This window comes from Alkalihalobacterium sp. APHAB7, assembly GCF_048323755.1.
In the GTDB taxonomy this organism is placed as follows: Bacteria; Bacillota; Bacilli; order Bacillales; family Bacillaceae_F; genus Alkalihalobacterium.
Map to the genome: position 1 here is coordinate 340,910 of NZ_JBLWFS010000001.1, position 13,128 is coordinate 354,037.

Consider the following 13,128-nt stretch of genomic DNA (forward strand, 5'->3'; position numbering starts at 1 on the left):
TGGCTAAAGTTCTATCAACCTATTCAATATACTTATGAAAAAAATATGAACAACAATAAAATACTAAAAAAAATATTAAACATTTGCCGAAAGGAGTCGATAATACTAATGTAAAGTAAAAAGGACGCTGTGTTCGGCCGGCATACCATCCTTTTTACCTATAAAACCCAAAATCCAACCACAAGGACGTGGGCGGAGTAAAACTCAAGGAGGAAACATAAATGATTATCAATAATAATATTTCGGCGTTAAACACGTTCCGTCAATTAGGAATCAACCAAGGCGGTATGCAAAATTCAATGGAGAAATTATCTTCAGGTCTTCGTATTAACCGTGCTGGTGACGATGCTGCAGGTCTAGCAATCTCTGAAAAAATGCGTGCACAAATCCGTGGTCTTGACCAAGCTTCTCGTAATGCTCAAGACGGTATCTCTATGATCCAAACAGCGGAGGGTGCTCTTCAAGAAACTCAAAACATCCTTCAACGTATGCGTGAACTAGCTACTCAAGCAGCGAACGACACAAACGTAACAGTTGACCGTGATGAAATTCAAAAAGAGATCAACGAGTTAACTTCAGAGATCAACCGTATTGCTAATACTACTGAGTTCAATACTCAAAAGATGCTTAGTGGTGGTGGGACTGGAGCTGCTGGTGCGTTTTCAGCAACTTTGCAAATCGGTGCTAATAATGGCCAAAGTATGACTATTTCTATCCAAAGCATGACGGCACAATCACTTGGTGTTGCTAGTGAAGAGAATTCGAATAGTCCAGCAATCCGCGCAGGTGAATCTGTAACTGAGTTAACTAATCATGGTTCGGTGACAGATGCTCGTTTTGCAGGAACTTCAGGTGTATCAAACGGAACATCTAATGTTACGACACAACGTGCTTTAAGTGTTGCAAACCACACTGAAGCGACAAACGCTATTGAAGTTATCAACAACGCAATTGAAGCAGTTTCTGCTCAACGTTCTAACCTTGGTGCATTCCAAAACCGTTTAGAGCATACAATCTCAAACTTAAACAACTCATCTGAGAACTTACAAGCTGCCGAGTCTCGTATTCGTGACGTTGATATGGCTCGTGAAGTAATGAATATGACAAAGAATAACATTCTTTCTCAAGCTTCTCAATCAATGCTTGCACAAGCAAACCAACAACCACAATCAGTACTTCAATTATTAGGTTAATTTAAAGATTAACTTATAAGACAGATCCTAGGTCTCCCTAGGATCTTTTTATTTTGTCGACTTAACCATATATTTACCTTTGTTAGATGAAAATGGTTTTCTATTTAGGTTAAAACATTGTCGTAAATTGACGATATAATTAACAAGAATAAAAAAGGACGTTAGGAGATTTTTTATGAAGTTAAAACTTTTAGATGAAGTACTTGAGTTTAATAACGAAGAAACAAGCATTAATGAGATGTTTCAGCAAATTAATAATAGAGTAAATGAAAGAGGTGTACACCTTAGTCACTTAGTTGTAAATGGAGTAGAAGTTTACGAAGATCACGGTGAATACATTTTAGAGAGACTTAGCACAATAGAAACGGTAGAGGCAATAGTTCATACGACCAAACAACTATTAAGCAGTATTTTACTTTCAGCTGAAACATACCTAAAACGAGCAGTTCCCGAAGTGAATAATCTCGTTGATGAATTTTATAGTACCCCTACAGAAGAGTCATGGCAAAAACTTGTGCAACTATTAGAGGGCCTTCAGTGGATTACACAAATGATAAATAATATCGATCAGCTTGACCATAAAATTCTCAACTGGAATGAGTATTTAACTTCAATGGCAACATTAGAGACTGAGTTAATACCACTAATGGAAGCTATAGAAAATAAGGATACGGTTTTAATTGCAGATATCATTCAATATGAGGTACTTCCTATATTAGAAAGATTACAAATAATTAGCACGACTACCATTGATGAACAAGGTGAGCGTATTGAATTGAGTTAGGAAAGAAGTGAATGAAAGATGTCTATTTACAAAGGTTCAAAAATATTGATCATTGGTGGAACGGGAACAATTGGTCAGTATTTATTAAAGGAGTTACTATTACTTAACCCAAAAGTTATCAGAGTGTTTAGCAGAGACGAATATAAACAGTTTGAACTACAGCAGGATTTTAGTGAGTATAGAAATATACGTTATTTAGTTGGAGATATTCGTGATGAAATAAGGTTAACAAGAGCTATGGAAGATATAGATTATGTTTTTCATTTAGCCGCAATGAAGCATGTTCCAGCTTGTGAATATAATCCATTTGAAGCAGTAAAAACGAACGTTATTGGTACACAAAATGTTATACAAGCTGCGTTAGCAAACGGTGTAAAAAGAGTACTTTTTACTAGTACAGATAAGGCAATTGCTCCAGCTAATACGTATGGTGCAACAAAACTGACTGCAGAACGATTAATTTCGGCTGCACAGTACCAAAAGGGTCCTAAAAAGACGATCTTTTCATCTGTTCGTTTTGGAAATGTTATGGGCTCGAGAGGTTCGGTTATCCCGTTATTTAAAAAACAAATTTTAGAGCACGGCAGAATTACAGTTACTGATTCATCAATGTTACGGTATATGATGACTCCATCCCAGGCGATTGGACTCATATTAAAAGCAAATGAGTTGGCAAAGGGGGGAGAGGTTTTTGTCCTTAAAATGCCAATCGTGAAGTTGATTGATTTTGCAGAGGTATTAATAGAAGAGGTTGCTTCTACCCATGGTATTAAAAAGCCAATCATAATTGAAGAAATTGGTTTACGGCCGGGTGAAAAACGATTTGAAGAATTAATGACTGAAGATGAAGCAAAGATAGCATATGAAACGGATGATATGTTTATATTACCTCCTCCATTTGGAGCGAATATTGATCAATATTCAAGTGAATGGAGATTATCAGAGAAATACCAGCTTCCACAAGAGAGAGATGCTATAAGTCGAACAACAATAAGAAAATGGTTAAGGGAAGAGGACCTTATCTGATAGCAATTGGAGGAAAGTATGTATGTTATTAAACAACAATAATTTTTTGGGAAAAAATTATTCATGGATTTTGGACTTAATTCGCAAGGATAATGAGGAGTTTAAAAATGATCCGATAGATGTTATTGAGACAAAAACTACATTTCCTACACTCAAGGTAACCGTTAATAATCGTCCATTATTTATTCATAGTAAGTACGATCCAATTAAAGAAGCTGAGAAACTGGTTGAACAATATGTTGAAACAATTGCCAATTATGAGCATGTATTTTTTTATGGTGTTGGATTTGGATATCATGTAGAAAGCTTTTTAGCTCGTTGGCCTAATAAATCATTTACTTTATATGAACCTGAACCAGCAGTTTTTAAGGAGTTTGTTCATCAAAGGGATTTAAATGACCTACCACTTAAGCAGATGAAAAATCTCTTTGTTGAATGGGATCAGGAAAGTAGTATGAAGTTTATAAATCAATTTGCGCTCGAATTAAGAGAAAAGGTACTTTTGATCATTTTACCTAGTTATGAACGTATATTTCCGGAAAAGCTAGAGCAGTTCTTAACTTTATTTAAAAATAATGTTCAACAACGAAGTTATTCAGTCAATGCTGAAGCTGCGTTTTCAAAACGGTGGACTTTAAACAGTCTAATGAATCTCCCATCGACGTTACAAGCTCCGAATCTCTTAGAAGATAAAAAGCTTGTATTTAAAAATAAGCCAGTGTTGATTGTTTCAGCAGGTCCTTCCTTACAAGAGGAATATGAAAACTTAAAAAAAATAAAAGATAAAGGTCTAGCTTATATATTAGCAGTGGGATCCGCGAATAAAGCTCTGATAGCGAATAATATAATTCCTGATGCTGTTTGTACTTATGATCCACAAGGACATAATTATAAAGTATTTAAAAACATGATAGAAAACAATATTACTTCAGTTCCTATGATATATGGTACAAGTGTAGGGTTTGAAACTATTGAAAAATATAAAGGTCCTAAATTACATGTGGTCACTTCTCAAGATCGGGTGACACCATTTTTCAATGAGGTTTCAAATAATACGGTAGAGCAAGTGGATGATGCCTTTTCTATAGCGATAGTTACACTTCAGATCCTTGCAAAATTAAATGCTGGACTAATAATTTTAGTAGGGCAAAACTTCGCATTTAAGGAAAATCTTTATTACTCAAAAGATATTAATCGCGGCAAAAAATCAGCTGAAATTCAAGAAAAAGATTTATTTAATACGTTGTATGTAGAAGATGTATATGGGAATGAAATTAAAACAAACCAAGCATTTAACCAAATGCGTTTGTTAATGGAAGATTACATTAGGTCATATGAGCATATTGAAGTTGTTAATACCACTAATGGAGGCGCGAAGATAAACGGTGCTCCTTTTATTGACCTAGAAGAACTTATTAATAATAGACTCTGGAGTAGAGTAGTTGAACCAGACTGGCACGCAAATAAGCGTATTAGTAATCAGGATATAGGTAAGAAGACAAGAGCAATGCTAAGAATGAAAAATGAGTTTGTGCTGAATTATAGTGATATATTTGACATTTTAATAGAGATGAATGCTGCAATTAATAGCAAAGCACTCACAACGTTGGAAAACATTTTCACAAAATTTGATCAAGCGTTTCATCGTTTTTTTAATAATAAATTTTATCAATCACATATACTCCCAATTACAAATTTTGATTATGAAACTCTAAGTAACCGAAACAGAATAATAATCAACACTAGAGATGTTTTGGAAAAAGCACAACTGATTTTAAAAGATTATGGAAATTATATGACTAAATGTAAGGAGGTTTATAACGAATTGAGTCCTCTAGTTGATAGAGTAATTCAAAGCCTCCCGCAAGAAAATAATAAAATTTATCAGAGTGACTGCGGCTCCTTTTTCTATTCAAATCAATGGCAAAAAAGGTTTTTCGAGTTTAAAGAAAAAGATAGAACAATTAATAACTTGTCATATTTCTATGCAGATAAAAAAGGTGCAAAGATAAAGTTTAATTTTTTTGGTTCAAGTATTCAACTACTAGCTGGGAAAAGTCATGACTTAGCAAGAAGTGTAAAGGTGATAATAGATGGTAAATCGGAAATGTTTTCTACTAGAGATAGTAAGCATTCAAAGCACTTCATTCTTAAAATTGACCAAGTGGTTTTCGAGAAGCATAACTTAAATAATAAGTTGCATGAAGTAGAGATAGAATTACTGGAAGATTGCCCATTTATTTTTAATGGAGTTCAAGTCAATAAACAAGGTAGACTATTACATGTGGATGAAGTCACAAGTATTGAGGAATTAGATATAGGAAAACGAATACGGTGCCATTATAAGGCGGATTATAATACGGTAGGTCAATTTAGTGGAATTGGTGATGAAACAAAGGGATTCATTCCACCTGAATCCAGTTCCCATCCGGATGGTGATTTTTATTTTATTATGGTGGATGTTGAAGATGGTAGGAAGTTGATTGCTGATCGAAATGTTCAAACGAAACTTTCATGGATTCGTTTAAAGCAATTTAGTACCGAATATGTATTCAGCTTTAATGAGAGCGTTGAAGTGAATGAATATCTACAGTTTTCATTAGTTACAGGTGGTTCTTCAATTATGGATAAATATAACGATTGGGATATGTATATAGGGTCACATCAATTTAAGGAAAAAAATATAGTGTGGAATACAGAGTATATGTTTTCCTGGACTGCAACACAATCATTAGAAAAAAAAGGGCACAGAGTTTTTAGAGGTAAAATATGTACGACTAAATGGTCTGATAGTAGTAATTGGAATAGTGAAAATAGTTTCAATGTTAATAAAGTTTATAATATAGGATTAAGACCTGTATTATTTCAAATTCAAAAATAGAAGGAGTTTTATAATGAATATTTATGCTTTACAAACTGCAAGGGGTGGGAGTAAGTCCATAAAGGATAAAAACATTACTAACGTAAAGGGGTTACCGCTATACTTGCACAATGTATTAAATTCCCAAAAGTGTAAATCGATAAAAGATGTTTACGTAAGTACTGATATACCTTTTATTAAAGAAAATGCAGTGTACTATAATTATAAGACTATTGATAGACCAGATGAACTTAGTGGAGATGATGCATCGCACCATGATACAATTATTCATGGTCTTAATATGATTGAGGACGATATTAAAGAAAAGGTTGATATTTTGGTTGTATTATTGGGAAATAGTATAGGCGCTATTACTAGTGACCTAGAAAACGCAATACAATTAATTACAGAAAACCCCAACTGCGATTCAGTTCAAAGTGTTTCAGAATATAATATGTATAATCCTTTTCGTGCCCTAAGAATAGTTGATGGAAAATTAGAAACGATTGTTTCCCAGGATTATATAAAAGAAGAAAGCAAGATGAAAAATGTTAATGATCGTAGATCTGCAGGGAATACTTATTTCTTTAATGGTTCTTTTTGGATAATAAGAAGAGAAGCAATTGTGTCATATAGTGGGAATTTACCTTTTCCTTGGTTAGGGAAAAACATTCTACCTTACAGGCAGGATAATTTTATGGAAGTTGATGATCATTGGCAGTTGTCATATTTAAGGTATATGGAATGGAAAGGGTTTAATTAATAAAATCTTTTTTTAGGAGAGGAACATGAAAATAGGAATTGATTTAGATGGTGTTTTAGTTGATACGTACAAATATGTAATAGATTATTATAATCAAAAGTATGACAGTAATTTTAGTTTAAGTGATTTTCCCGAAACTACCAAGGTAGCTCAATACCTGTCTAATAGATACTTATTTAATCAAGATATGTCTGAAAAAATATGGAAAGGTGATATGCCACACGTTTTTTCAAATGCTTCTTCAATAAATACTTCAATAGAATGTATTCAAGATTTAACTTCAAATGATATTGTGGAGGTTTTTTATGTTTCAGCTAGACCTAATTTAGTGGGGGTGGAAGCTATAACCTCTAAGTGGTTAACTGACAACAAACTACCATTTTCAAATAATTTAATAATTAATCAGACATCAAAGGTAAAAACAGCACATGAGTTAAAACTAAATTATTTTATTGAAGATGCACCTTTTCACATTAGTACATTGGCGGGATCTGGAATTGATGTGTTAGTTTTAGATACACCATATAACACTTCCGTAAATGTAGAGAATAGTACAAGGTTTAATTCATGGGAAGATATACTGAAATTTTTGTCAGTAAGAACATTAAAACAGGAGATTTTAATATGACAATTAGTAAGTTAGAAAATAGTTTAGTTGCAGTTTTAAGAGGGAAAAATGAATACAATATGCATTTTTTGGTAGAGTCCCTGCTCAAGGGTGGCATAACAAATATAGAAATTACACTAGATACACCAGACGCCTTTAATGTTATAAAGAGTATAAAGAAAGAATTTAATAATCAGATATTAATTGGAGCAGGTACTGTATTAGACCCGACTTCGGCTATTCTTGCAATCAACGCAGGTGCTGAATTTGTTGTCTCACCGACATTAAATACAGATGTTATAAAAGCAACAAAAAGGCATGGAAAGATATCAATACCTGGTGCTTTAACGCCTTCAGAGGTCCTAAATGCTTATGAATGCGGAGCTGATGTTGTTAAGGTATTTCCGGCAGGTTCATTAGGTCCAAATTATATAAAAGATTTAAAGGGTCCTTTATCCTATATTCAAGTTATGCCTACAGGAGGCATCGGGATAGAAGACGTAGTAGATTACTTTAATGCTGGTGCTTTTACGGTCGGGTTAGGTAGTTCTTTAATAAGACATGACTTAATTTTAGAAAAAAAATACAACGAAATTTCCCAACTCGCTAAATCATATGTAGATAAAATAAGTATGGTAAACAGGTAGTGTTAAAATGAAGTTAAAAGATATCTCTTGTTATATTAAAAAGAAAAAAGTGGTTGTATTCGGAACTGGTGAATATAGTAAAGTCTTAGCAAATCAAAATATTGAGATAGACTATTATGTAGATAATGATACTACTAAGTGGGGGACTTTATATAATAATATTAATGTATTTTCTCCAGAAACTCTGAAAACAGAGAACTATGCAGATATAATTGTATTAGTGGCGAGTATGTATTATGGCGAAATTTCTATACAGTTAAATAACTACGGACTAATAGAGAACGAAAATTACTTTGATGCATTATTTATAGTCACGTATAAAGATAAATCTGTATATGAACAACTAGTTTCAATGGAAAATAAACATTTAGGTAAGCGAGCATTTATTATAGGAAATGGTCCGAGTTTAAAAATAAAGGATTTAGAAAAAATAAAGAATGAAATTAGCTTTGCCTCAAATCAAGTATTCTTATCTTTTCCTGAAACTTCGTGGAGACCAACGTACTACACTGTAATTGATACACTTGTTGCAGAACAAAATACACAAGAAATTTCAAACGTAGCAACACAAAAATTTATGTGTGGTAAGTCTAAGAGATTTTATCCAATGTCTCAAGATATATGTTGGTTAAGAAGGTTAAGACATAAGGAGTATATAAATGAAGACCTTCCATTCTCTAAAGATTTAACTAAAGGTTACTACAATGGATTTAGTGTAATTTATACCCAGTTGCAAATTGCTTATTATATGGGAATTCAGGAGGTTTACCTGTTAGGGGTTGATTTTGATTATAAGATCAATAATATTAAACAAGACAGTTTAGATGGAGTTATAAATGTAAATGGAAATGACTTAGGTTATTTCCATAAAAACTATATTAAAGAGGGACAGGTTTGGAGAATTCCAAAGTTGGATGAACAATATAAGTTTTTTGAAAAAGCTAAGCTAGTTTATGAAAGCAATAATAGATTGATCTATAATGCTTCTAGAAAAACAAAATTAGACATTTTCGATTGTGTTAATTTAGACAATATAATACCAAGATAATGGGAGTGGGATATTGTTTAATAATAAATTAATTAAGAAGCTTAAGGATAATAAAATAGTGGTTTTTGGGACAGGTTCCTTCAGTAAGATGGTTACAGGAGCAATCTTTAATGTAAGTTATTATGTTGATAATAACTACAAAAAGTGGGGAAGATTTCATCAAGGTAGGAGAATAAGAAGTCCATTAGATTTGTTAAATGAAGATTCGGAATCTATTAGCATATTAGTTGCAAGTGTATACTATGAAGAAATAAAACTGCAGTTAATTAAATTAGGGTTTATAGAATATAAAAACTTCTTTGATTTAGGTGAGATCTTAAATGTTTTTGATAATGATAATCAAGAAGAGATAAAAAAACTCTATTTGAAACATAAGAATGAAGTAGCTTTTATAGTTGGAAATGGTCCTAGTTTAAAATTATCTGATTTAGAAAAACTAAAGAATAGTATTTCTTTTGGATGTAACCAAGTATACCTTGCTTTCGGAAAGTCTAGTTGGAGACCAACGTATTATTCCGTAATAGACAATATGGTAGCTAAAAACAAGTCAAGAGAAATAAGTTGCTTAGAAGTTAATAAATTTATAGCAAGTGATTTGAAAAGTTACTTTACAAATAGTAAAAATGTATTATGGTTAAGAAGACTCCCGTTTCAGTATCAAGGTAAAAAGCAAGTCTACAAATTTTCTGAAGACATAGCTCAAGGGATTTATTCAGGGTTTAGTGTTGTTTATACTCAGATGCAAATAGCCTATTATATGGGTTTTAGGAAATTGGTCTTACTAGGTGTAGACTTTAACTATGACTTTACACAAGATACAATTAATAAAAAGATTATTGTAAATGAACAAAAGAAAAATCATTTTCATGTAGACTATTTTAAAAATGGAGAGAAATGGAATAAACCTGAGTTAAAAAAACAATATGAAGCCTTTAGAGCAGCTAAGATTTTCTTGGATGAAAAGGGTGTAGAAGTTGTAAATGCTTCACGAAATACCCAATTAGATATCTTTCCAACAGTCAATTATGATCAAGTGGTAAAGGAGAACTAGAATTGAAAGTAATTATTCTTGGAGCTGGGCTAGGGTCACGCCTTCGTAAACCCTATCCAAAGCCTTTAACCATGTTAACTAATGGTTCTAGCATTATGCAAAACCAAATAAAGCAACTTGTTCGCTATATTGATATACATGATATCTATGTTGTCGTCGGATTTAAAAAAGAGCTAATTATGGAAGCTTTCCCGGATCTCATATATATTTATAATAGTTATTTTGACTCAACAAATACGTCAAAAAGTCTTCTGAACGGACTTCAGAAACTAAGAGGGCATGATGTACTGTGGTTAAATGGTGATGTCGTATTTGATCATGAAGTTATTGAACGGGTAATCAGACATAGAGGATCATGTATGGCTGTAAATACTGCTTCAGTAGCCGAAGAGGAAGTAAAGTATCTTACTAATTCTAGTGGAGAAATCATACAAGTTTCCAAAGAAGTAAAAAATGGTTTAGGTGAAGCTGTTGGGATTAACAAAGTTTGTCGAGATGATGTCGAGTTACTCATCGACAAATTACATCAATGTAAAGATAATGATTACTTTGAAAAAGGACTAGAGTTATCAATTGGTGAGGGTCTAAAATTGTTTCCTGTTGATATATCAGATCTACTATGTACTGAAGTCGACTTCAAAGAAGATTTAGATAAAGTCAATGCTGAGCTTTTAAAGCGGTAAAGCGGAGGGGAAATTTTATGACCACTTCTTTTATCAAATGGTACAAGCAGTTCAAGGATAAATACATTGTACGTCAAAGAAGACAACACGAATATTTTGTTAATCGATACTATGCTCATCTTGTCGATCCATTTTTTACAAAGCTTGTTTATGATCTAAAGCTAACTCCTAATATAGTCACCATTATTGCTGGAATTTTAGGTATAGGAGCAGGTATCAGCTTCTTTTTTCAACAGTGGATTTTAGGAGCGCTTTTATTACAACTGCATCATTTAATGGACGGCGCGGATGGTAATTTAGCTAGATTAACAAATCAGTGTAGTGAATTTGGAGCCAAACTCGATCAGTGGGTAGATCAAGTGGTAAGATTAGTATTATTTGTTTCAATTGCATTTGTGGTCGATTTACCTTTACTTATAAAGGTTCTATTCGTAGCAACTATATATATTGATATCGCTATAGTCCACAATTACGTCTTACCTTTCATGCAAAAATATCCAATCATACGCTCGAAGTGGAAAGAATGGTTTCTATCTAAAGGGATCATCCCTGCTTTCGACATTTTTTTGATTTACTTCTTAATCTCTATCTTTGCAATTATAGGTAGGTTAGATATTTTGGTTTATATCGTAATCATTGGAAAGAATATAGACTGGGTGTATCGAGTCTGGGAATGTATGAAGTCAAAATATATTTATAAAGCGAAGTTAAAAGTAGAAAACTAACTGTTAGTGAATGGAGCTTGTAATAACAAGCTCTTTATTTTTTTATGTTAGTGCCGATATTAGTATAGAAGATAAAGAAAGGGGATGTAATATGAGTCAATTAATCCCTATTTTTGATATAGATGATACACTCTTTTGTGAACATGATTATGTTCGTTCTGGCTTTGATGCTGTTGCTAAACATATATCAACGCTCTTCCCTTATTTGAATAAAGGAAAAATTTATGATGACTTTATTGTGGAATGGGAACTAAACGGTCGAGGCAAAATATTTAATGTGGTTTGTCAGAAATATGGAATAGATATGAGTATCAATGAATTGGTACATGTCTATAGAGGACATAAGCCAAAAATTAAGTTATATGAAGATGCAGGCAAAGTCCTTCCCTTTTTAAAAGAGAGGAACATTCCTATCGGGATTATTACTGACGGGGATTCTATCATGCAGTGGAGAAAAATTGAGGCATTAGAATTAAATGAACTTATAGACGTCATAATCGTATCCAATGACTTGGGGAGTGATTGTTGGAAACCAAGTTATATTCCTTATCAAGAGGTTTCCAAGAGGTTAGAAGTCTCATTAAATGACTGTGTGTACATAGGTGATAACCCTCATAAGGACTTCGTAACAGCAAAGCAATTAGGAATGAAGACAGTTCGTATTATACGTCCGTGTGGTGATCATATGGAGACTTCACTAGAAAAAGAATATGAGGCAGATCGAAATATTTCGTCACTCTTAGAACTATTACAAGATTTTGGTGATTTTAAATGAATGTGTTAGTAACAAGTATCTCTAAGAAGGTCCCACTACTTAAAGAAGTAAAAAGAGCATGTTTACAAGTTGATGAGAACAGCCTTTTATTTGGGGCTGATACAGACAAACATGCTATTGGAAGATATTTTGTTGACTATTTTTGGCTAATGCCTCCAATCAATCAGTTAGAAATCGAAGAGCTAATCGACTATTGCATGTCCAATAAAATTACTGCTATTATTCCCACAAGGGACGGAGAGCTTCCGTATTTTTCAAGATATAGAGTTCATTTAGAGAAACATGGGATTGTTGTAATGGTTTCAGGTGTTCAACAAATTGATCATTGTTTGGACAAACTGTCTTTTTACATCGTTTCTCATGATATAGGCTTTCCAGTTATTTCAACAGCTTCTAAAATCGAAGAACTCACTGAATGGGACTCCTTTGTAATTAAAGAACGTTTCGGTGCAGGATCAAAAGAGGTTGGCATAAATTTGAATAAGGAAGATGCAGTAAAGCATGCCACTATTTTAAAAGACCCGATTTTCCAGCCTTTTATTGAAGGTGAAGAATACAGTGTTGATATATACATAGAGAAACAAGGACAAGTCAAAGGGGTCATTGCTAGAAAACGCGAACTTGTTGTACACGGGGAATCTCAAATTACCACTACGGTAACTTTTCCAGAGATAGAGGAAATGTGTAGTCGTTTTGTTGAAGCACTAAAATTGTATGGGCATGTCGTTATGCAAGTTATTGTTGATAAGCAAAGAAATTTTCATATCATCGAGTGTAATCCTAGATTTGGTGGTGCATCTACACTTAGCCTTGCTGCAGGCTTAGACAGTTTCACCTGGTTTTTAACAGAGGTAAAATATGGTCACGTTGATCATTTGCCCTTTGAAAGGTCTAGTGTTGAAATAAAGCAAATTCGATACCCACAAGATAAAATTATTGAAATCCATGATAAATAAGAGGTGATTG

13 protein-coding genes are annotated in these 13,128 nt (G+C 33.1%); all 13 read left to right on the plus strand.

What is annotated here, in order from left to right; all coding sequences use genetic code 11:
* The first annotated feature begins 221 nt into the window (after positions 1 to 221).
* The 13 genes from ACNSTQ_RS01480 (at position 222) to ACNSTQ_RS01540 (ending at position 13,118) form a co-directional block, all read left to right on the plus strand.
* Entirely contained in the window at positions 222 to 1,193 is a 972-nt protein-coding gene (locus tag ACNSTQ_RS01480; RefSeq protein ID WP_418198079.1) for a flagellin, read from the plus strand.
* A gap of 175 nt (positions 1,194 to 1,368) precedes the next feature.
* On the plus strand, positions 1,369 to 1,977 hold the full coding sequence (locus ACNSTQ_RS01485) for a hypothetical protein (protein WP_418198080.1): 609 nt from the start codon (positions 1,369 to 1,371) through the stop codon (positions 1,975 to 1,977).
* Positions 1,978 to 1,995: 18 nt separating this feature from the next.
* Positions 1,996 to 3,003 carry a polysaccharide biosynthesis protein gene (locus tag ACNSTQ_RS01490; RefSeq protein ID WP_418198081.1) on the plus strand — a complete coding sequence of 336 codons (1,008 nt, stop codon included), beginning with the start codon at positions 1,996 to 1,998 and terminating at the stop codon, positions 3,001 to 3,003.
* 22 nt (positions 3,004 to 3,025) lie between these two features.
* Positions 3,026 to 5,884 (plus strand): motility associated factor glycosyltransferase family protein, encoded by a 2,859-nt coding sequence (locus tag ACNSTQ_RS01495; RefSeq protein WP_418198082.1) that lies wholly within the window; start codon positions 3,026 to 3,028, stop codon positions 5,882 to 5,884.
* Between the two features lie 13 nt (positions 5,885 to 5,897).
* A complete protein-coding gene (locus ACNSTQ_RS01500; protein WP_418198083.1) occupies positions 5,898 to 6,626 on the plus strand; it encodes a cytidylyltransferase domain-containing protein in 729 nt (242 codons plus the stop codon).
* 25 nt (positions 6,627 to 6,651) lie between these two features.
* On the plus strand, positions 6,652 to 7,254 hold the full coding sequence (locus ACNSTQ_RS01505; protein WP_418198084.1) for a 5' nucleotidase, NT5C type: 603 nt from the start codon (positions 6,652 to 6,654) through the stop codon (positions 7,252 to 7,254).
* Complete coding sequence (locus ACNSTQ_RS01510) at positions 7,251 to 7,880, plus strand: bifunctional 4-hydroxy-2-oxoglutarate aldolase/2-dehydro-3-deoxy-phosphogluconate aldolase (protein ID WP_418198085.1); 630 nt, start codon at positions 7,251 to 7,253, stop codon at positions 7,878 to 7,880. The genes ACNSTQ_RS01505 and ACNSTQ_RS01510 overlap by 4 nt, the downstream gene beginning before the upstream one ends.
* Positions 7,881 to 7,887: 7 nt before the next feature.
* Entirely contained in the window at positions 7,888 to 8,928 is a 1,041-nt protein-coding gene (locus ACNSTQ_RS01515; RefSeq protein WP_418198086.1) for a 6-hydroxymethylpterin diphosphokinase MptE-like protein, read from the plus strand.
* 13 nt (positions 8,929 to 8,941) lie between these two features.
* Positions 8,942 to 9,979 (plus strand): 6-hydroxymethylpterin diphosphokinase MptE-like protein, encoded by a 1,038-nt coding sequence (locus ACNSTQ_RS01520; protein ID WP_418198087.1) that lies wholly within the window; start codon positions 8,942 to 8,944, stop codon positions 9,977 to 9,979.
* Between the two features lie 2 nt (positions 9,980 to 9,981).
* The gene (locus tag ACNSTQ_RS01525) at positions 9,982 to 10,662 is read left to right on the plus strand and encodes an NTP transferase domain-containing protein (RefSeq protein WP_418198088.1); all 681 of its coding nucleotides are present in this window, start codon (positions 9,982 to 9,984) and stop codon (positions 10,660 to 10,662) included.
* Positions 10,663 to 10,679: 17 nt separating this feature from the next.
* A complete protein-coding gene (locus ACNSTQ_RS01530; protein ID WP_418198089.1) occupies positions 10,680 to 11,387 on the plus strand; it encodes a CDP-alcohol phosphatidyltransferase family protein in 708 nt (235 codons plus the stop codon).
* A gap of 91 nt (positions 11,388 to 11,478) precedes the next feature.
* A complete protein-coding gene (locus tag ACNSTQ_RS01535) occupies positions 11,479 to 12,162 on the plus strand; it encodes an HAD family hydrolase (protein WP_418198090.1) in 684 nt (227 codons plus the stop codon).
* Positions 12,159 to 13,118 carry an ATP-grasp domain-containing protein gene (locus ACNSTQ_RS01540; RefSeq protein WP_418198091.1) on the plus strand — a complete coding sequence of 320 codons (960 nt, stop codon included), beginning with the start codon at positions 12,159 to 12,161 and terminating at the stop codon, positions 13,116 to 13,118. The genes ACNSTQ_RS01535 and ACNSTQ_RS01540 overlap by 4 nt, the downstream gene beginning before the upstream one ends.
* Positions 13,119 to 13,128: the final 10 nt, after the last annotated feature.